Annotated in this window: 19 protein-coding genes; 8 read left to right on the top strand and 11 right to left on the bottom strand. The window is 72.5% G+C overall.

From position 1 onward, the window contains the following. The first annotated feature begins 116 nt into the window (after positions 1 to 116). Positions 117 to 1,565 carry a GH1 family beta-glucosidase gene (locus tag MTP13_RS03265; protein WP_243569624.1) on the top strand — a complete coding sequence of 483 codons (1,449 nt, stop codon included), beginning with the start codon at positions 117 to 119 and terminating at the stop codon, positions 1,563 to 1,565. Positions 1,566 to 1,702: 137 nt separating this feature from the next. Next, on the top strand, positions 1,703 to 2,734 hold the full coding sequence (locus tag MTP13_RS03270; protein ID WP_243569625.1) for a LacI family DNA-binding transcriptional regulator: 1,032 nt from the start codon (positions 1,703 to 1,705) through the stop codon (positions 2,732 to 2,734). A 39-nt stretch (positions 2,735 to 2,773) separates the two neighbouring features. On the opposite strand, the gene MTP13_RS03275 is transcribed toward MTP13_RS03270, so the two are convergent. Then, a complete protein-coding gene (locus tag MTP13_RS03275; RefSeq protein WP_243569626.1) occupies positions 2,774 to 3,706 on the bottom strand; it encodes a nucleoside hydrolase in 933 nt (310 codons plus the stop codon). 191 nt (positions 3,707 to 3,897) lie between these two features. On the opposite strand from MTP13_RS03275, the gene MTP13_RS03280 reads away from it, so the two are divergent. After that, positions 3,898 to 4,899 carry a LacI family DNA-binding transcriptional regulator gene (locus tag MTP13_RS03280; protein ID WP_243569627.1) on the top strand — a complete coding sequence of 334 codons (1,002 nt, stop codon included), beginning with the start codon at positions 3,898 to 3,900 and terminating at the stop codon, positions 4,897 to 4,899. A gap of 102 nt (positions 4,900 to 5,001) precedes the next feature. On the opposite strand, the gene MTP13_RS03285 is transcribed toward MTP13_RS03280, so the two are convergent. The 3 genes from MTP13_RS03285 to MTP13_RS03295 form a co-directional block, all read right to left on the bottom strand. Beyond that, entirely contained in the window at positions 5,002 to 6,075 is a 1,074-nt protein-coding gene (locus tag MTP13_RS03285) for a BMP family lipoprotein (RefSeq protein ID WP_243569628.1), read from the bottom strand. Positions 6,076 to 6,382: 307 nt separating this feature from the next. After that, positions 6,383 to 7,300 (bottom strand): LLM class F420-dependent oxidoreductase, encoded by a 918-nt coding sequence (locus MTP13_RS03290; RefSeq protein ID WP_243569629.1) that lies wholly within the window; start codon positions 7,298 to 7,300, stop codon positions 6,383 to 6,385. Then, positions 7,297 to 8,235 (bottom strand): DNA-methyltransferase, encoded by a 939-nt coding sequence (locus MTP13_RS03295; protein WP_243569630.1) that lies wholly within the window; start codon positions 8,233 to 8,235, stop codon positions 7,297 to 7,299. The genes MTP13_RS03290 and MTP13_RS03295 overlap by 4 nt, the downstream gene beginning before the upstream one ends. 61 nt (positions 8,236 to 8,296) lie before the next feature. Here MTP13_RS03295 and MTP13_RS03300 point away from each other — a divergent pair, with 61 nt between their 5' ends. Continuing rightward, on the top strand, positions 8,297 to 8,800 hold the full coding sequence (locus MTP13_RS03300; protein WP_243569631.1) for a flavodoxin/nitric oxide synthase: 504 nt from the start codon (positions 8,297 to 8,299) through the stop codon (positions 8,798 to 8,800). Positions 8,801 to 8,853: 53 nt separating this feature from the next. Here the strand turns inward: MTP13_RS03300 and MTP13_RS03305 are convergent, their stop codons facing one another. Both MTP13_RS03305 and MTP13_RS03310 read right to left on the bottom strand, forming a co-directional pair. Then, on the bottom strand, positions 8,854 to 10,584 hold the full coding sequence (locus MTP13_RS03305; RefSeq protein ID WP_243569632.1) for an amidohydrolase: 1,731 nt from the start codon (positions 10,582 to 10,584) through the stop codon (positions 8,854 to 8,856). Beyond that, a complete protein-coding gene (locus MTP13_RS03310) occupies positions 10,581 to 12,032 on the bottom strand; it encodes an APC family permease (RefSeq protein ID WP_243569633.1) in 1,452 nt (483 codons plus the stop codon). The genes MTP13_RS03305 and MTP13_RS03310 overlap by 4 nt, the downstream gene beginning before the upstream one ends. Positions 12,033 to 12,158: 126 nt before the next feature. On the opposite strand from MTP13_RS03310, the gene MTP13_RS03315 reads away from it, so the two are divergent. Further along, positions 12,159 to 12,761 carry a TetR/AcrR family transcriptional regulator gene (locus MTP13_RS03315; protein WP_243569634.1) on the top strand — a complete coding sequence of 201 codons (603 nt, stop codon included), beginning with the start codon at positions 12,159 to 12,161 and terminating at the stop codon, positions 12,759 to 12,761. A gap of 43 nt (positions 12,762 to 12,804) precedes the next feature. Here MTP13_RS03315 and MTP13_RS03320 read toward each other — a convergent pair whose 3' ends face one another. From MTP13_RS03320 to MTP13_RS03335, 4 genes are all read right to left on the bottom strand, one after another. Continuing rightward, on the bottom strand, positions 12,805 to 13,128 hold the full coding sequence (locus tag MTP13_RS03320; protein ID WP_243569635.1) for a hypothetical protein: 324 nt from the start codon (positions 13,126 to 13,128) through the stop codon (positions 12,805 to 12,807). Positions 13,129 to 13,196: 68 nt separating this feature from the next. Then, the gene (gene lplAB / locus MTP13_RS03325; RefSeq protein ID WP_243569636.1) at positions 13,197 to 14,246 is read right to left on the bottom strand and encodes a lipoate-protein ligase LplAB; all 1,050 of its coding nucleotides are present in this window, start codon (positions 14,244 to 14,246) and stop codon (positions 13,197 to 13,199) included. Beyond that, positions 14,236 to 14,814 carry a hypothetical protein gene (locus MTP13_RS03330; RefSeq protein ID WP_243569637.1) on the bottom strand — a complete coding sequence of 193 codons (579 nt, stop codon included), beginning with the start codon at positions 14,812 to 14,814 and terminating at the stop codon, positions 14,236 to 14,238. Before MTP13_RS03330 ends, lplAB begins: the two co-directional genes overlap by 11 nt. Beyond that, on the bottom strand, positions 14,811 to 15,524 hold the full coding sequence (locus MTP13_RS03335) for a TetR/AcrR family transcriptional regulator (protein ID WP_243569638.1): 714 nt from the start codon (positions 15,522 to 15,524) through the stop codon (positions 14,811 to 14,813). The genes MTP13_RS03330 and MTP13_RS03335 overlap by 4 nt, the downstream gene beginning before the upstream one ends. Before the next feature lie 57 nt (positions 15,525 to 15,581). Here MTP13_RS03335 and MTP13_RS03340 point away from each other — a divergent pair, with 57 nt between their 5' ends. Next, on the top strand, positions 15,582 to 16,232 hold the full coding sequence (locus MTP13_RS03340; protein WP_243569639.1) for a histidine phosphatase family protein: 651 nt from the start codon (positions 15,582 to 15,584) through the stop codon (positions 16,230 to 16,232). A gap of 61 nt (positions 16,233 to 16,293) precedes the next feature. On the opposite strand, the gene MTP13_RS03345 is transcribed toward MTP13_RS03340, so the two are convergent. Then, positions 16,294 to 17,142 (bottom strand): alpha/beta hydrolase, encoded by an 849-nt coding sequence (locus MTP13_RS03345; RefSeq protein ID WP_243569640.1) that lies wholly within the window; start codon positions 17,140 to 17,142, stop codon positions 16,294 to 16,296. Between the two features lie 92 nt (positions 17,143 to 17,234). Between MTP13_RS03345 and MTP13_RS03350 the strand changes: the two genes are divergently transcribed. Both MTP13_RS03350 and MTP13_RS03355 read left to right on the top strand, forming a co-directional pair. Then, entirely contained in the window at positions 17,235 to 17,717 is a 483-nt protein-coding gene (locus MTP13_RS03350; protein ID WP_189085286.1) for a MarR family winged helix-turn-helix transcriptional regulator, read from the top strand. A 5-nt stretch (positions 17,718 to 17,722) separates the two neighbouring features. Further along, on the top strand, positions 17,723 to 19,168 hold the full coding sequence (locus MTP13_RS03355) for an MFS transporter (protein WP_243569642.1): 1,446 nt from the start codon (positions 17,723 to 17,725) through the stop codon (positions 19,166 to 19,168). Positions 19,169 to 19,173 lie beyond the last annotated feature (5 nt).

Below are 19,173 nucleotides of genomic sequence, written 5' to 3' on the forward strand. Positions count from 1 at the left end.
CTCTCTTGACAGCGCGGAGCGGCCAGCCTAGAGTCGCAGCGCCGAGGCCCGAAGCGCAGCAGCGCGGGGAACAGGGGCCCGCACGACGACGACACCGACCTCCCGGAGGAACGCCCATGACCGATGCGACGGAAGCCTCCCGCCCGGGCGAGCCGCGGCGCGCCTTCCCCGATTCCTTCCTCTTCGGCGCCGCGACCGCGGCGTTCCAGATCGAGGGCGCGGCCTTCGAGGGCGGGCGCACGGCGTCGATCTGGGATGCCTTCTGCCGCGTGCCCGGCGCGGTCGTCAACGGCGACACCGGCGACGTGGCCTGCGACCACTACCACCGCATGCCCGAGGACGTCGCGCTCATGCGCGAGCTCGGCCTGCAGACCTACCGCTTCTCGACCTCGTGGTCGCGCGTCCGCCCGGACGGCGGCCCGGTGAACCCCGAGGGCATCGACTTCTACTCGCGGCTCGTCGACGAGCTGCTCGGCACCGGCATCAAGCCCTGGCTCACCCTCTACCACTGGGACCTGCCGCAGTCGCTCGAGGAGCAGGGCGGCTGGACGAACCGCGACACCGCCTCGCGCTTCCGCGACTACGCCCTCAGCGTGCACGACGCGCTCGGCGACCGCGTCGAGGTGTGGACGACGCTGAACGAGCCGTGGTGCTCCTCCTTCCTGAGCTACACGGCGGGCGCGCACGCGCCGGGCCGCTTCTCGAAGGCGGACGGACTGCGCGCGGCGCACCATCTCATGCTCGGCCACGGCCTCGCCGTCGAGGCGCTCCGGGAGCGGGATGCCTCGCTCGACCTCGGCATCACCCTGAACCTGACCGTCGCGAAGCCCGTCGACCCCGAGCGCCCCGGCGACCTGGACGCCGCGCGCCGCATCGACGCGGGCTTCAACCGGGTGTTCCTCGACCCGATCCTGCGCGGCGAGTATCCCGCGGACTTCCTCACCGACCTCGCCGAGATCGAGCTCGGGCACGTGCTCGAGGAGGCGGTGCAGGACGGCGACCTCCGGACCATCAGCGCCCCGATCGACACCCTCGGCGTGAACTACTACCACGGCGAGCTCCTGAGCGACCGGCCGGCGGAGCATCCGCTGCTCGCCCAGGCGCCCACCGCCCGCGAGACCCGCTCGCCGTTCCCGAACGGCGACGGCGTCTTCTGGCACCCGCAGGGCCTGCCGCTCACGGCGATGGAGTGGGAGGTGCAGCCGGCGGGCCTCACCGAGCTGCTCACCCGCGTGCACCGCGAGTACACCGGCGAGCGAGGCATCCGCCTGTACGTCACCGAGAACGGCGCCGCGTACGACGACGTCGTCGAGGCCGACGGCGGAGTGCCCGACGTGGAGCGCGCCGAGTTCCTGGAGCTGCACCTCGACGCGATCCTCGACGCGATCGACGAGGGCACGCCCGTGCACGGCTACTTCTACTGGTCGTTGCTCGACAACTTCGAGTGGGCCTGGGGCTACGAGAAGCGCTTCGGCATCGTGCGCGTCGACTACGGCACGCAGGAGCGCACGGTGAAGCAGAGCGGGCGCACGTATCAGCGCGTCATCCGCGACCGCGCCCTCTGACCCCGCCCCCATCTCGAGTTGCCCGACTTTCATGAAAGTCGGGCAACTCGGTCTGAGGCTCCGGCTTGCCCGACGTTCATGAAAGTCGGGCAACTCGGCGTCTGAAGCGGGGGGCGCGCGCGACCTAGACTTGCCGCATGGCGAAGGATGCCGCGGGCGGAGCGCCCACCCTCGAGATGGTCGCACGACGTGCCGGGGTGTCGCGCGCGACCGTCAGCCGCGTCGTGAACGGTTCGCCGAAGGTGAGCCCCGAGGTCGTCACCGCCGTGAACGCGGCCGTCGCCGAGCTCCGCTACGTGCCGAATCGGGCGGCCCGTTCGCTGGCCCGCCGCTCCTCGAGCGCGATCGCGCTGATCGTGCCGGAGGACGTCACCGTCTTCTTCGGCGACCCCTACTTCGCGGCGGTCGTGCAGGGCATCATGGACCGCATCGACGACAGCGAGTACGTGCTGAACCTGCTCGTGGCCTCGGCGGATCCGCAGCGCAAGACCCGCGGCTACCTCGAATCGGGCGTCGTCGACGGGGCGATCGTCATCTCGCACCACGCGGGCGACGAGCTGTTCGAGCACGCCGCGGTCCCCCTCGTGTACGGCGGCCGCCCGCCGGCGGGCATCGACGCGTACGTCGTCGACGTCGACAACGTCGAGGCCGCCGTGAGCGGCACCGAACGCCTGATCGAGATCGGCCGGCGCCGGATCGGCACGATCTCTGGCCCGCTCGACATGCCCGCCGGTATCGACCGGCTCGAGGGATTCCGCCGCGCGGTCGGGGCGGCCGGCCTGCCCGCCGACCTCGTCGAGACGGGCGACTTCACCGCCGAGGGCGCGGCCGCCGCGACCCGGCGACTGCTCGACCGGGTCGGCGACGGCCGCGACGGACGCCCGCTCGGCGTCGACGCCCTGTTCGTGGCGAGCGACCTGATGGCGACGGGCGCCCTCGCCGTGCTCGCCGAGCGCGGGCTCACCGCGCCGGCGGACATCGCGATCGTCGGCTTCGACGACAGCCCGGCGGCGCTGCGCGCCGGGGTGCCGCTGACCACGGTCGCCCAACCCTCGGCCGAGCAGGGCCGGCTGATGGCCGAGCTGCTCATCCGGCTGATCGAGGGCGACGAGACGGTGCCGCGGCAGACGATCCTGCCGACCCGCCTCGTGCTGCGCGACTCGGCGTAGCGGTCGAGACGGGCCGCTCGGGTACCGCCCGACCCCGTCTTAGCCGAGCGCGCGGAGCGAGCGCTCGATGAGCCCCCAGAAGCGGTCGACGTCGAGGTCGAGCGCGACGGTCGCGTTGTGCTCGCGGCCGAGGATGTCGATGAGATCCGTGCTCGTCGCGCCGCGGGTCTCGGTGCCGTCGAGTTCGACGTCGATGCGGGTGCGCACCGTGGTCGCGACCGCGGGGTCGGCGAGCAGCGCGACGGTGATCGGGTCGTGCAGGGGGCCGTCGGGCATCCGCTCGGCACGCTCGTAGGTCGAGCAGAAGAACTCGAGCAGCTCCACGCCGAAGGTCGAGAGCGGCGTGCCGATGGCCGAGAGGCGGTCGCGCACCTCGCGGGTGATGAGCGCCTGGTGCGAGATGTTCAGGCCGACCATGGTGAAGTCGATGCCGCTGTCGAGGGTGATCTTGATCGCCTCGGGGTCGGTCCAGGCGTTGAACTCGGCGTAGGGCGTGACGTTGCCGCGGGTCGTCGAGCCGCCCATCCAGACGATGCGGGAGATCCGCGGGGCGAGCTCGGCGTGGTCGCGCAGCAGCACGGCGACGTTGGTGAGGGGGCCGGTCGCGACGATCGTGACGGGCTCGGCGGAGGCCTCGAGCACGTCGCGCATGAGCGTGATCGCGTCGCGCTCGTCGAGCGGCACGGTGGGCTCGGGCAGCACGGGGCCGCCGAGGGCGTTGTCGCCGTGGATCCAGTCGGCCGGGTGCAGCTCGCCCGCGAGCGGACCGGCGGCGCCGGCCGCGATCGGCACCCCTTCGATGCCGGCGACGGTGCAGGCGATGCGGGCGTTCAGCGTGGTGTGCTCGAGTCGGCCGTTGCCGCCGACGGTCGTGATCGCCCGGAGCTCGATCGCGGGGTCGCCCGCGGCGAGCCAGATGGCGAACACGTCGTCGTGGCCGGGGTCGCAGTCAAGGATGATGGGGGTGGTCATGGCCGCTCCGGTGGTCTCGGGTGCAGGGCGCGGGATGCCGTCGCAGCATCCGCGCCAAGCTGCACAAGCTTTGCGTAATCGATTGCACTCTGCGGCGCCGATTTTGTCAAGCCCTTCCGCCGCGAGACCCCGGGAACCCCGTACAGTGGGAGCGATGCGCCCCGCCCGGGTGCGCAAGACCGGAGCAGTCGATGCCGCACGCCGTGACCCTGCAGGAGGTCGCCGACGCCGCCGGCGTGTCCGTCGCGACCGCCTCGCGGGCGCTCTCCGGCAAGAACCGCGTGGCCGCCGACACCGTCGCCCGGGTCCGGGCCGTCGCCGCCGAGCTCGGCTACCGGGTCGACCCGATCGCGCGGGCGCTGCGCGAGGGATCCACCCGCATCGTCGGCATGATCGTCCCGGTCATCGGCAACCCCTACTTCGCCCAGCTCGTCGACGCCGTCGAGCACGAGCTGCACCGCGCCGGCTTCGAGCTGCTGCTCGCCGACTCGCACGGCGAGCTCGCCGAGGAGTCGCGCCGCCTCACCGTGTTCGGCGACCGCAAGGTCGACGGCATCGTGATCGTGCCCTCGCACCGGCAGCGCTCGGCGGGCGCCCTGCGCGCCGTGGGCGCCGAGATCCCGCTCGTGCAGATCGACCGCTCGGCGGGCGTCTCGCTCGCCGACTACGTGGGCGTCGACAACGAGATCGGCCTCGGCCTCGCCCTCGAGCACGTGCACGAGCGCGGCGCCCGCTCGCTCGTCTACGTCGGCGCCGACGACGTCACCTCCAGCGGCGTCGAGCGCTGGAACGCCTTCGACCGCACCGTCGACCGCGAATCCGTCGCCGTGGGCGAGCCGTTCCGAGGGGACTTCAGCCTCGCCACCGGCGCCGCGGCCGCCGACGCGCTCGTCGCCCGCCGCGAGCTGCCCGACGCGGTCATCGCCGCCTCCGACCTCATCGCCCTCGGCCTCATCGGCCGGCTCCGCGAGCACGGCGTCGAGGTGCCGCGCGATCTGCTCGTGACCGGCTTCGACGGCACCGAGCTCTCGCAGGTGCTGGCGCCGACGCTCACGACCGTGGTGCAGCCGATCGAGGCGGTCGCGGCGGACGCCATCGGCTTCCTGCTGTCGCGCATCGCCGGCTCGACGGCCCCGGTGCGCAGCAGCCGCGTCGCGCCGACGCTGCTCGTCGGCGGCTCGACCGCGCGCTGAGCGACGGCACCCCACGCGCGCGGTCGCGCCGGCGCACGGATGCCGCGGGGCGCCTCGAGCCCCGCGGCATCCGCTGTTCCGGCTGAACCGGTTACGCCGCGCCTACGGCGCGTTGACCGACTCGACCACGATCTCGCCCGAGATGATCTGCTCCCGGATGGCGTCGACGGCCGCGGCGAGCTCGGGGCTCACCGACCCCTCGAACTCGTGGAACGGGGCGATCGCGACCCCGTCGTTGGCCAGCTCGCCGATGAACGGGCTGTTGTCGAACTCGTCCTCCACGGCCTGCCCGATGAGCTCGACGACGGCATCGGCCATCTGCTTCATGACCGAGGTCAGCATGACGTCGGCGAGGTCGGGCGACAGCTCGACCACGTCGTTGTCGACACCCACGAGCACGACGTCGCCCGGCGCCTCGTGCGCCGCCTCGCCGCTGCCGAGGTAGAGCGAGCCGGCGACCGGCATGATGACGTCGGCGCCCTGGTCGATGAACGTCTGGGTCAGCGTCTTGCCCGCGGCGATGTCGGTGAAGGTGCCGGCGAAGGTGCCGTCCTGGGCCGCCTTGTTCCAGCCGAGCAGCTTCACGTCGGTGCCGGCGTCGGCGTTGTAGCGGTCGACGCCGTCGGAGAAGCCGTCCATGAACAGCAGCACCGGCGGGAACGGCTGGCCGCCGAAGACCGCGACCGTGCCCGTCTTCGAGTAGCCCGCCGCGAGGTAGCCCGCGAGGAACGAGGCCTGCGCCGTGTCGAAGACGACCGGCTTGACGTTCGGCAGGTCGATCGAGGAGTCGTCGATGATGGCGAACCGCGAGTCGGGATTCTGCTCGGCCGCGGCCTTCGTCGCCTCGGCGAGCGAGAAGCCGACCGTGACGGTGAAATCGCAGCCCTGATCGACGGACTGGGCGAGGTTCGGGGCGTAGTCGTTCTCCGTCGTGGACTCGAGGCGAAGCGTCTCGACGCCGTACTTCTCCTCGGCGGTGTCGAGCGCCGCGAGCACGGCCTGGTTGAAGCCGCGGTCGTCGAAGCCGCCGAAGTCGGAGACCATGCAGGCGAGGAAGTCGGTGGTCGCGGCGGCGTCGCCGCTCTCGGCCGGGGGCGCCGAGCAGGCGGTCAGGGCGGTCGCGAGGCCGCCGATGGCGGCGAGCGCGACGGCGGTCCGGGTGCGGTGCTGTCTCACGGGTACTCCTTCGTCTGGCGAGGCAGGGGGGATGCAAGGACGGATGCGTCAGCAAAAGTTGCGCAATCGATTACGCATCGCGTGGCACCATGATACTGCTGCGGCCCCGAGCCGCAAGAGGGCCGCGGGCCACCCGCCGCCGCGCGCGCCGTTCCCCGGCTGAGCGCACCCGACCCCGCCCCACCCGCGCGACCCGTGTCGTCAGTATTTGCGGGTCGGCGCGCCGATGGACCCGCAAATACCGACTTCATGCGGAAAGGAGGAGGGAGGGCGCGGCGGGCGCAGGGCGGGATGCCTCCCCCTGCGCTCAGCGGAAGGCGGGCACGACCTCGGCGGCGAGCAGCTCCAGCACCTCGAGGTCGTCGAAGTCGAGCACTTGCAGGTAGAGCGTCTCGACGCCGAGCTCCGCGAGCCCGCCGATCCGGTCGACCACCTCGGCGACGGTGCCGCCGATGCCCTCCCGGGCGAGCTCCGCCGGATCGTGGTCGATGGCCGCGGCACGGCGCCGGTAGGCGGCATCCGTCTCCCCCACCGTCGTCGTGAGGGCCGCCGAGTAGACGAGCGAGCCCGGGTCGCGGCCGAACTCCTCCGCCGCTCGGCGCACGCGTCCGAAGGCGTCGGCGATCTCCGCGTTCGTGCTGAACGGCACGTTGTACTCGTGCGCGAAGCGCGCGGCGAGCGCCGGCGTGCGGCTCGGGCCGGTGCCGCCGACGATGATCGGCACCGGCTCCTGCACGGGCTTCGGCAGCGCCGGGGAATCCTGCAGCGTGTAGTGGTCGCCCTCGAAGGAGAAGCGCCCGCCGACGGGCGTCGACCACAGCCCGGTGATCTCGAGCTGCTCCTCGAGCAGGCCGAAGCGCTGCGCCGGGAACGGGATGCCGTACGCCGAATGCTCGGCGGCGAACCATCCCGTGCCCAGCCCGAACTCGACCCGGCCGCCGCTCATCGCGTCGACCTGCGCGACCTGGATCGCGGTGAGCCCCGGATGCCGGAAGGTGACGCTCGTGACGAGCGTGCCGAGCCGGATCGTCGACGTCTCACGCGCGAGCGCGCCGAGCGTCACCCAGGAGTCGGTCGGCCCCGGCATCCCGTCGCCGCCCATCGTGAGCAGGTGATCGCTGCGGAAGAAGGCGTCGAAGCCGAGCCGCTCCGCGGCGAGCGCCATCTCGAGCTGCTGCTCGTAGCTCGCCCCCATCTGCGGTTCGGTGAAGATCCGGAACTTCATGCGCGCTCCTTCGCATCGAGCGCCGTGACCGGCGCGGTGGCACTGCTCTCGAACACCGTGCCGGGCACCTCGCCGAGGCGGGCCCGCATCACGGCGACGGCGTCGGGATGCTCGTCGACGAGCACGAATCGCCGGCCGAGGGCGGCGGCGACCGCGCCCGTCGTGCCGGAGCCGGCGAAGAAGTCCAGCACCCAGTCGCCCTCGCGGGTGGAGGCCTGCACGATGCGGCGCAGCACCCCCTCGGGCTTCTGGGTCGGGTAGCCGGTCTTCTCGCGCCCGGTCGGCGAGACGATCGTGTGCCACCAGACGTCGGTGGGCAGCTTGCCGGCGGCGGCCTTCTCGGGGGTGACGAGTCCGGGCGCCATGTACGGCTCGCGGTCGACGCCCGCGGAGTCGAACCAGTAGCGGTCCGGATCCTTCACGTAGACGAGGATCGTGTCGTGCTTCGTCGGCCAGCGGCGCTTCGTCTTGGCGCCGTAGTCGTAGGCCCAGATGATCTCGTTCAGGAAGCACTCGCGCCCGAAGAGCGCGTCGAGCAGCACCTTCGCGTAGTGCGCCTCGCGGTAGTCGAGGTGCAGGTAGAGGGTGCCGTCGTCGGCGAGCAGCCGCCACGCCTCGAGGAGGCGCGGCTCGAGGAACGCCCAGTAGTCCTCGAAGCGGTCGTCGTAGCGCAGCAGGTCGCCGCGCACCCGCTCGTAGCGCTTGCCGGCGAAGCCGCGGACCGTCGCGGGGGCGCGCCGCGAGTCGGCGCCGGCGCCGTCGGACGCCTCGTCGGGCTCGACGATCCGCACGTGGCTCGTCGTGCGCCGCTCCTGCGGCCGGCCGGTGTTGAACGGCGGGTCGAGGTAGATCATCGTGAAGCGGCCGTCGGGCAGCGTCGGCAGCACGTCGAGGTTGTCGGCGTGGATGACGCGGTTCGGTTCGGCGGCGGCCACGCGCTCCAGTCTGCCAGCAGGCCGAGGCCCCCGGCCGCTACGATGCCCGCGGGAGGCCAGGATGCGCACGCTCGTCGTCTACGAATCCATGTTCGGCAACACCGCCGCGGTGGCGGCCGCGATGGCGCGGGCGCTCACGCCCACCGGCGCGGTGCGCCTGGAGCTCGCCGACGCCCGCCCCGACGTCGGCGACGCGGAGCTCGTCATCGTCGGCTCGCCGACGCACGGCTTCGCGCTGCCGAGCCGGCTCTCGCGCCGCGCGGCGCGGGCCCAGGGGGCGGATGCCTCGGCCGCGAGCCGCGCGGGGATCCGCGAGTGGCTCGCCGAGCTCGCGGCGGTGCGCGCCGATTCCGCGCCGTTCGCGGCGACGTTCGACGTGCGCCAAGCCCCCGGCACGGCGGGCGCGCCGTCGCACCGGGTGCGGCGCCGGCTCGACGGGCTCGGCTTCCGCACGATCGGCGAGCCGGCGTCGTTCCGCGTGGGGCCGACGGCCGGGCCGCTCCGCGACGGCGAGCTCGATCGCGCGGCCGCCTGGGCCGCGGCGCTGCTCGGCCTGGCCCGCTGAGCGCGGTGGTTCGCTGAGTCGACTGGTTCGCTGAGCTCGGCGAGCCACGGCCGTCAGTGCCCGTGCGCGTGCGCGTCGCTGAGCTCGCGCCCGGCTGCCGGGTCGGCCGCAGCCTCCGACCCCACGGGCTCGGCCACCGCACCGAGCGAGTGCACGACGCGCCCGCCGACCATCGTGACCTCGGCGTGCTCGCCGAGGAGTCCCGCCGGGTCCTCCTCGTGCGCATAGAGGTCGCCCGACCACACGACGAGATCGGCGTCCATGCCCACGGCGAGCCGACCGCGCGAGCCCTCGAGGTGCCAGGCTCGCGCCCCGTGCACGGTGTACGCCTCGAGCGAGCGATCGAGGCCGACGCGTTCGGCGGCGGTCCAGGCATCCGTCCCGTCGAGCGCGGCGCGCGTCGCCGCCGAGAACACGCCGACGAGCGGGTCCATCTCACCCACCTGCCAGTCGCTCGAGAACGCGACCGTCGCGCCCGAATCGAGGAGGCTGCGGAACCGCCACGCGCGGTCCCAGCGGGCCTCGCCGACGTTCTCCATCCAGGTGCCGGCGACGAGGTCGGGCGAGCAGTGCCGGGGCTGCATCGCGGCCGTCACCCCGAGTTCCGCGAAACGGGGCAGGTCGTCGGGGTGCAGGCACTCGACGTGCACGACGCCGTGCCGGCGATCGCTCGCGCCGTTCACCCGCTGCGCCTGCTCGATCGCGTCGAGTGCGAGGCGGATGCCGCCGTCGCCCGTCGCGTGCGTGTGGGTCTGCAGTCCGAGCCGATCGAGCTCGGTCACGAGGTCGACGAGCTCGCGCCCGCCGTTCCCGCCGTAGCTCGGACGGCCGCGCCGGCCGGGCCGGTTCGCGTAGTCCTCGAGCATGAGCGCGGTGTGCGGCTCGATCACGTCGTCGGCGTAGAGCTTGATCGGGCCGAGGCGCAGCAGCCCCTCGGCATCCGCCTCGGCCGCCGCGCGGTCGATCGTCTGGCGGAGCCGCGCACGGAACGCGCCGTCCGCCCCGACCGGGTGGAACAGCGCCGCGATCACCCGCGAGCTCAGCACGCCCTCGGCGAGCGCGCGCTCGAACAGGGGCAGTTCGGCGAGCGGCACCTGGGGCTCGACGACCGTCGTGATGCCGAGCGCCGTCGCCATCCGCATGCTCGACTGCAGCTTGCGGTAGCGGCGCTCGGGCGAATACATCGGGATGTCGCGCTGCAGCTCGGCGAGGCCGGCCTCGGTCATCGCGCTCGTGTAGAAGTCGGTGACCCAACCGGTGGGCTCGCCCGTCGCGGGGTCGCGCTCCGGCCGGCCCCAGGCGATCTCGCCGCCGGCGTCGATGCCGAGCACGCGCAGGGCCGCGTCGTTCAGCCAGACGGAGTGCTGGTCGTACGTCGTGACGAACATCGGGCGGCCGGCGGGGTCGAGTCCGGCGAGGTCGGCGGCGTTCGGGCGGCGGCCCTGCACGACGGCGTAGACGGCGTTCTCGGCGCAGATCCACGGCAGCTCGGGGCGGCGCGCCCCGAAGTCCGCGATGCGGCGGCGCACCTCGTCGAGGGTGTGCGCGCCCTCGAGCGAGACGGCGTCCTCGTCGAAGCCGAGCAGCAGGTGGTTGTGGCTGTCGATGACGCCGGGGGTCACGAGCCGCCCCTCGGCCTGCACGGTGCGGCGCGCCGAGGGCGCCGCGTCGGCCGAGCCGACGTAGGCGATGCGACCGTCGGCGACGCCGACCGTCTCCGCCCAGGGCGTCGCGGCGTCGAAGGTGCGCACGCGGGCGCCGGTGATCAGGGTGTCGAGGGTCACTTCACGGGCTCCAGTTCGTCGTCGTCCGCCTCGAGCAGGTGGGCGGCGCCCGGATTCCTGCGGAGGTAGAGCAGGTAGTAGACGAAGCCCGCGGCGACGATGCCCGCCGCGAGGCCGAGGCTCAGCCACTGCGCCGGATCGAGGATGCCGACCACGAAGATCGTCGCGATCGCGATGAGGGCGACGACCGGCGGCGCGGGCCACAGCGGCATGCGGAAGCCGCCGCTCGGCGCCGTCTCGCCGGCACGGCGGCGGCGGACGACGAGGGCCGCGATGGCGATGAAGCCGTAGCTGAAGGCGAGGGTCGAGCCGGTCGCGTTCAGCAGGATGTCGAAGGGCACGAAGCAGGCGGCGAGGGCGATGAGGCCCATGACGATCGTCGCGCGCACCGGCATCCGCGTCGTCGGGGAGATCGTCGCGAGCGGCCGGGCGATGGCGGCCGGCATGGCCTGGTCGCGCGCGGCCGCGAACAGCAGCCGGCCCGACTGCAGCGCGATCGCGATGATCGCGTTCACGATCGCGAGGGCGATCGCGACGAGGATGACGATCGAGACGGCCCCGCCGGCGCGCGCCGTGAGGAAGGACTCGACGGGCAGCGCCGCGCCGAACAACTTCTCGAGCGAGTCGGTGCCGAGCAGGATCGCCGAGAGCGGGACGATCTCGGCGACGACCGTGATGAGCGCCGACCACAGCACCGCGCGGGCGATGGTGCGCCGGGCATTCCGGGTCTCCTCGGCGAAGTAGATGGCGCCGCCGTAGCCGTTGTACGAGAAGATGCCCTGCGTCACCGCGAGAACGAGGCCGGCGATGCCGAGCGGGGCGAGCCCGCCGGTGGCGGCGTCGAGGGCCTGCGGGTCGAGCAGGGCCGTGACGGGACGCTCGATGTGGATGAAGCCGAGCAGGGCGAGGAAGGCGAGGGCCGCCATCTCGACGAAGAGGAAGGCGCCGGTGACCCAGGCGTTCGTGCGGATGTTGAAGCACGCGGTGACCGTGGCGAGCGCGATCACGATGAGGGCGGTCCACATCGGGTCGAGCCCGGCGATCGCGACGCCGAGGTAGTCGGCGACGCCGATGCCGAAGATCGCGACGATGAGCGGCAGCGTGATCAGGTTGATGAAGAAGACGGCGGCGCCTGCGGCCGGGCCGAGCACGCGGTTCACGAGGGTGTAGTCGCCTCCGGCGATCGGATGCCTCGAGCCGAGCTCGGCGTAGCAGTACGCGACGAGCAGGCTGATGACGCCCGCGAGGAGGAAGCCCCAGAAGACGCCCGTGCCGTAGGTGGCGAGGGCGGCGCCGCCCAGGATGAAGACGCTCGAGGCCGGCGAGATGCCCGAGAGCGTGATGAGCACATTGCCGCCCACGCCGAGGGAGCGCGAGAGCTGGGCGCCGTGCGTCGTCGTGGCGGCGGTGTCGAGGGCGGGCGGACCCGCCGGGGTGGGGGTGGTCATGGGGCGGTCTCTCTTCGTCGGGGAACCGCGGCCGGGTCGAAGCCCAGGCGGAGTCGGTCGGATTCTTTGACGTTGGAGTCAAAGAATTCACCGAGTCTGACAAAGCGGTCGGCTAGTGTCAAGGTCATGGCCCGACCCCGAGATCAGCGCGCCCGCCGCGAAGCGCTCATCGAGGCGACGTATGCCGCCGGGCGCATGCACGGGCTCCGCTCGCTCTCACTGACCGACGTCGCCGCGCAGGCCGGGCTCACCCGGGGCGCCATCCTCTACTACTACGAGGACCTCGACGCCCTGCTCGTCGAGGCGCACGCCGCCGGCATCGAGCGCTTCTGCGACGCCCGCGACGCCGCCGTGGCGGCGCTCGACGACCCTCGCGAGCAGCTGTCGGCGGCCATCTCGGGCGGCCTGCCGAGCGGCCCCGACGACGCCCTGATGAGCCTGCTCTACGAATTCGACGTGCTCGCGGGCAACTCGGCACTGCACGACGAGCTCGTGCAGAAGCTCTACCTTCGGCAGCTCGGCACGTACCGGGGCATCCTCGCCGCCGGCCGCGCGAGCGGCGCTTTCGCCCCGCGCCTCGACGACGAGCAGCTCGCGATGACCTTCGTCGCGCTGGAGGACGCGTACGGTCTGCACATCGTCGGCGGCAACGCGCTCATGACGGTCGCGACCGCCGAGGCCGCGATGCGCGCCGTCGCCGCCGACCTCGGCTGCCCGGCGGGTCGCTGAGCCGCTGGTTCCCCGAGCGGACCAGGCTCAGCGAACCAGGGCGCTAGACGTCGAGGCGGATGCTGCCGCGGAAACGGTCGGAGGGATCGGGTTCGGCCGCGGGATCGCCCTGCTCGTCGGCGAAGGCGATGCCCTTGTCGCCGTCGGGCGTCGGCGCGGGCGTGGGCAGCCGGTTCTGCTTCTCGACCTCGAGCTGCGCCTCGTACTTGCGCGGCGCGAACACCTCGTCGCCGATCATGAGCACCGCGTGACCCGACGGCTTGCCGCGCTTCGTCTTGTCGGAGAGGTCGATCCACCCCCGGCGCACCAGGAACGTGCCCACCGCCACCACGGCGACGGCGATCAGCGCCCAGGCCCACCACTCCATCCGGGCGATTGTAGCGTCCGACGCTGAGCGTTCCTCGCGCCATCCGCCCGCCTGTGGACAGCCGAGGCCTACGGGACCCGGTTGAGCCACTCCGGCGTCGCGAACTTCGAGGCAACGAGCTCCTCGGCCTCGGCGAGCTCGTCGGGCGCGACCGTGCCGGGCTGCGCGCCGTACAGCGAGACGAAGGTCTGCTTCAGCCGCTCGATGATCTCGGCGCGGCTGAGTCCGGTCTGCGAGCGCAGCGGGTCGACGCGCTTGGCCGCCGAGGCGATGCCTTTGTCGCTGATCTTCTCGCGGCCGATGCGCAGCACCTCGAGCATCTTCTCGTTGTCGAGGTCGTAGGACATCGTCACGTGGTGCAGCACGCCGCCGTTGCCGAGCCGCTTCTGCGCGGCCCCGCCGATCTTGCCGGCCGGGCTCGCGATGTCGTTGAGCGGCTGGTACGTGGCCTCGATGCCGAGCGAGCGCAGGCCCTGCAGCACCCAGTCGTCGAGGAAGGCGTAGGAGTCGGCGAAGCTCATGCCCTGCACGAGCTCGGCCGGCACGTAGAGCGAGTACGTGACGACGTTGCCCTTCTCCATCATCATCGCGCCGCCGCCCGAGATGCGCCGGACGACCTCGAAGCCGTGCTTGGCGGCCCCCTCCGGGTCGACCTCGTTCTTCACCGACTGGAACGAGCCGATCACGACCGCGGACTCGTCCCACTCCCAGAAGCGCAGGGTCGGCTTGCGACGGCCGTCGCCGACGCGGGTCGCGAGCACCTCGTCGAGGGCGAGGTGCAGGCGCGGCGGCACGGCGGGGTCGTGCACGAGCTCCCACTCGTAATCGCTCCAGCTGCGCGCCTCGGCGAGGGCGCGGCGCACCACCACGGCGACCGCCTCGGGCGAGAAGCCCAGCAGCACCGCGTCGGGACGGAGGCCGTCGGCGACCGCCTTCGCGATCGTCTTCGCATCGGATGCCGCGGGCAGACCATCGAGCGCCCGGTCGAGGTCGCCGAGCGCCTCGTCGGGTTCGAGGAAGAAGTCACCGGCGACCCGCGGATTGCGAATCAGTCCGTCGACGACATCGAAGTCGACGACGACGAGCTTGCCCCCCGGAACCTTGTACTCACCGTGCATGCCCCAAGCCTACGGTCGCAGCGGCATCCGCGCGCAGCGCCCGCCTGGCCGTCCACCACCAGCCGAAGGCGACGGCGGCGGCCGAGACCGCGACCGCCGGGAGCTGCACGACGAAGGCGCCGCCGCCCAATGCGCCGAACGCGCTCCACGACGCGACGACCCCGATCAGCGCGCCGAGCGCCGCGAACGCCGCGAGGTGCCAGCCGAAGGCCGGCACCCGTTGCAGCGCCAGCCCGAGCAGCCAGGCGAGGATGCCGCCGAAGACGAGTGCGCCGAGGGTCCACGGGGTCTGGTAGAGGAAGGTGACGAACACCGCGTAGAACCCGAAGCCGATCGACGACGACAGCGGATCGCTCGAGCTCGGATCGACGACCCCGCCCACGAACACGATGAGCGCGTAGACGAGGGGGAACGCGAGCTGGAAGGCGAGCCACGCCATGCCCGCGCCGCGCGCGAACTCGCCGAAGGTGAAGGCCATGGGCCGCTCCGCGGTGCGCGGGCTGCCACGGCCGTAGCGTTCGGCGAGCGACTCGGCGGCCGGGCCGGCGCCCGGCTCCGGCGCGCTCATGCGCGCACCGCCGCGACCAGTTCGACCAGTTCGCGCAGCGGGCGGCGCAGCAGCGGCAGCCGGGCGAGCGGCAGCGCGAGGCCGAGCAGGCGCAGGCCGCCGTCGAGCAGGCGCAGGGTGCGCTCGCGACCGGGCGAGCGGTCGTACGCCCAGAAGAGCGCGAGCAGCAGGTAGGCGAGCCAGAACACCTCGGGCAGCGAACGGGCGAGGTCGTCGGGCAGGGAGTGGCGCGCACCCGCGACGGCGTCGCGGAAGAGCCCGACGGCGAGCTCTCGCGCCTCGGCCGAGTCCTCGGCGAGCGGGTTGAGCGGCGAGCGGGGCGAGATCGCGGCGGTGAGGAAGCCCGGGGCGAACGCGTGGAACGGCTCGAGCGTGGCGAGCCCCGTGCGGTAGACGATGCCGAGGCGATCGACGAGCTCGTCGCTGCCGGCGAGCAGCTCGGTCGCGGCCGCCCGGTGCTCGCGCTGCACCTCGGCGTACAACTCCTGCACGAGGTGGTTCTTCGTCGGGAAGTAGTAGTACGCGTTGCCGAGCGACACCCCGGCCTCCTGCGCGATGAGGCGCAGGGTGGTGTCGTCGTAGCCGCGCTCGCGGAAGGAGGCGAGCGCGGTGTCGCGGATGAGCGCGCGGGTGCGCTCGGCCTTGGCCCCGGCCCGCCGCTTCGGCTCCGCGGCCTCGGGCTCGATGCCGACCCCTTCATTTTCGAACATGTTCAAAACATACGCGCATCCCGGCCGTCGCGCCACCCCCGCGGGTACGCTGTGGACATGACGACGTTCTTCCTGGCTCGCCACGGCGAGACCGTCTGGCACGCCGAGCACCGCTACGCGGGCAACTCCGACGTCGCGCTCACCCGGCACGGGCTCGGCCAGGCCGCTGCCCTCGGCGCCTGGGCCGTCGACGCGAGGCTCGACGCGATCGTCGCCTCGCCGCTCAGCCGTGCGCGCCGCTCAGCCGCGCCATCCGTCGAGACGACCGGCCTCGAGCTGCGCATCGAGCCGCGGTTCGTCGAGGTCGACTTCGGCGTCGCCGAGGGGCTCACGCCCGACGAGCTCGCCGAGCGGTTCCCGGCCGAGTGGGCGGCATTCTGCCGCGCCCCCGCCTCGAATCCGTTCCCCGGCGGCGAGTCGGGGCGCGCCGGAATCGCGCGGGCGATGCCCGCGCTCGACGAGCTCGTGCAGGAGTTCCCGGACGGGCGCGTGCTGATCGTCGCCCACGCGACGCTCATCCGGCTGCTGTTCTGCGAGCTGGCGGGCATGGATCCCGACGGCTACCGCGACCTGCTGCCGGTGCTCGGCAACTGCAACGTCACGACGATCGTCTACCCGTGGTCGATGGAGTCGAGCGCGAGGCATCCGAACCATCCCCGCATGCGCCTGCTCGGCTTCGACGTCCCGCCCGACCGCGCCGCCACCTGAGCGACTTGCCCGACTTTCATGAAAGTCGGGCAAGTCGAGGAGAGCGGAGGGGACGCGCGGATCAGTCGACGGCGAAGCGCTCGTCGAGCCAGGCGACGAGGTCGGCGCGCACCTCCTCGCGGTTCGTCTCGTTGAAGATCTCGTGCCGCGCGCCCGCGTACACGATGAGCTCCACGTCGACGAGGCCCGATCGGCGCACGTACGCCTCGGCGAGCCGGCGCGCGCTCTCCTCACCGCCGAGCGGATCGTCGTCGCCGACCATGATGAGCAGCGGCAGCTCCTTGGGCAGGTTCCGCGCGGGGCGACCGAGCAGGCGGGCAGCGTCGAGCAGGCCGAACAGCTTCTGCAGTGAGACGTCGGTCGTGTACGGGTCGGCCATGAAGGCCTCGGCGACGGCGCGGTCGCGGGAGAGCCACTCGACCGTCGTCGCGCCGAGGTGCGCGTGCCGCTTGTTCAGGTCGCCGCCGTTCATGTGCCGGAGCGTGCGGTAGGCGGTGCCGGTGAGCACGACGCCGTCGTAGCGCTCGGCGTGCCGGTTCACGATGATCTGGCCCATGAGCGAGCCCCAGGAGTGGCCGAGGTAGACGAGCGGCAGCTCGTAGCCCTCGGTCTCGCGGATCACCTCGGTGAACTGCTCGACCGCCGCGATCGTCGCGACGAGCCCGCCGGGCCCGAGCTTGCCCATCCGGGTGAGGTCGCCGCCGTGCTGCTCGAAGCCCGTCTTGCCGTGGCCGCGGTGATCGTCGGCCCACACCGAGTAGCCGGCCGCGTTCAGCGCCGCGATGAGCTCGCCGTAGCGGCCGATGTGCTCGCCGACGCCGTGGGCGAGCTGGATCACCGCGTGGGCGTCGGGCACCCGCCACGACTCGTAGTGGATCCGGACGCCGTGCGAGTCGGTGAAGGTCGCCATGCGCTCATCATGACAGGCGGGCCCCGCCCGCGCACGGCGCGGCGCGGCTCGCTCGATTTACTTAGCCACACTAATTTGTTAGACTAACGATCATGACGGATGCCGCGACCAGCACCGCCTCGACCGACGCACGCCGCCCCGAGGCATCCCGCCGTCGTACCCTCGCCGAGCAGTCCACCGAGCTGCGCATCGCGATCATGCGACTGTCGCGGCGGCTCCGTCAGGAGCGCAGCGACACCGAGATCAGCGGCTCGCAGTTCTCCACCCTCGGCTGGATCCACAGCGAGGGGCCGCTCACCATCGGCCGGCTCGCCGAGCTCGAACGCGTCACCGCGCCGTCGATGAACCGCACCGTGAACTGCCTCGTCGACGCCGGCTACGCGGTGCGCTCGAGCTCGCCCGACGACGGCCGCAAGGTGCTCGTCACCGCGACCGAGGCGGGCTCGCGCGTCGTGCTCGAGACGCGCAAGCGGCGCGACGCGTGGATCGCGAAGCGCTACGCCGCCCTCTCCCCCGACGAGCGCGAGACGCTCGCCCGCGCCACCACGATCCTCGGGAGGCTCATCGACCAGTGAGTGCCATGTTCCGTTCCCTCGCCCACGTCAACTACCGCATCTGGTTCATCGGGGCCCTCGTGTCGAACATCGGCGCGTGGATGCAGGCCACCGCCCAGAACTGGGTCGTCCTCACCGAGCTCAGCGACAACGACGCCCTCGCCGTCGGCATCACGATGGCGCTGCAGTTCGCCCCACAGCTCCTCCTCGTGCCCGTGACCGGCCTCATCGCCGACCGCTTCGACCGCCGCAAGATCCTCGTCGTGACGCAGTCCTCGATGATGCTGCTCGGCCTCGCGCTCGGCATGCTGCTGATCTTCGGCCATGCCGAACTCTGGCACCTCTACATCTTCGCCGGCCTCCTCGGCATCGTGAACGCCGTCGACAACCCGGCCAGGCAGACCTTCGTCACCGACCTCGTCGCGAGCTCCGACATGTCGAACGCCGTCGCCCTGAACTCGGCCTCGTTCAACACCGCCCGGCTCATCGGCCCGGCGGTCGCGGGCCTGCTCATCGTCATCGTCGGCTCCGGCTGGGTGTTCGTGATCAACGCGGCCAGCTTCGTCGCGGTGCTCGCGGCACTCGCGATGCTGCGCGGACGCAAGCTCAAGCGGATGCCTCGGGCCCCGCGCGAGCGCGGCGCGTTCATCGCGGGCTTCCGCTACGTGTGGAGCCGCCCCGACCTCGTCGTCGTCTTCGTGATCGTGTTCCTCGTCGGCGCGTTCGGCATGAACTTCCCGATCTTCTCCTCGACGATGGCGGTCGAGTTCGGCCGCGGCGCCGGCGAGTACGGCCTGCTGAACTCGATCCTCGCGATCGGCTCGCTCGCGGGCGCCCTGCTCGCCGCCCGGCGCGAGCGCGCCCGCATGCGCATCATCATCGTCGCGGCGGCCGGCTTCGGCGTCGCCGCGCTGCTCTCGGCGGTCATGCCGGAGTTCGGCTGGTTCGCCGCCTCGACGGTGCTCATCGGCTTCGCCGCGGTGACCCTGCTCACGACCGCGAACGGCTACGTGCAGACGACGACCGAGCCGGTGCTGCGCGGGCGCGTGCTGGCGCTCTACTTCGCGATCCTCTCCGGCGGCACGCCGATCGGCGCCCCGATCGTCGGCGCCGTGGCGAACAGCTGGGGCCCGCGTTGGGGGCTCGGCGTCGCCGCGATCGCCGCGGGGGTCGCGGCCCTCATCGGCCTCGGCTGGCTCGTGGCGTCGCGCGGCATGCGGCTGGTGCGGCATCCCGAGCGCCGCTGGGCCGCCGCCGTGCGCTTCGAGGAGCCGCCCACCGCAGCGATCGCCGTCGTGCCGACCTCCGCCATCCCTGCGGTGCGCACCGAGGCCGTGCCGGTCATCCCCGCGGAGGCGCTGCAGGTTCCCACCGAGGCGAGCCCCATCGCGGATGCCTCGGACTCGGCCGTGAGCCCGCGCCGGGGTCTGTTCGGCGGCACCCGCCGGGCCAGGGCCGCCCGGCTCAGGTAGCCGGC

This window comes from Agromyces soli, assembly GCF_022811605.1.
Lineage (GTDB): Bacteria > Actinomycetota > Actinomycetes > Actinomycetales > Microbacteriaceae > Agromyces > Agromyces soli.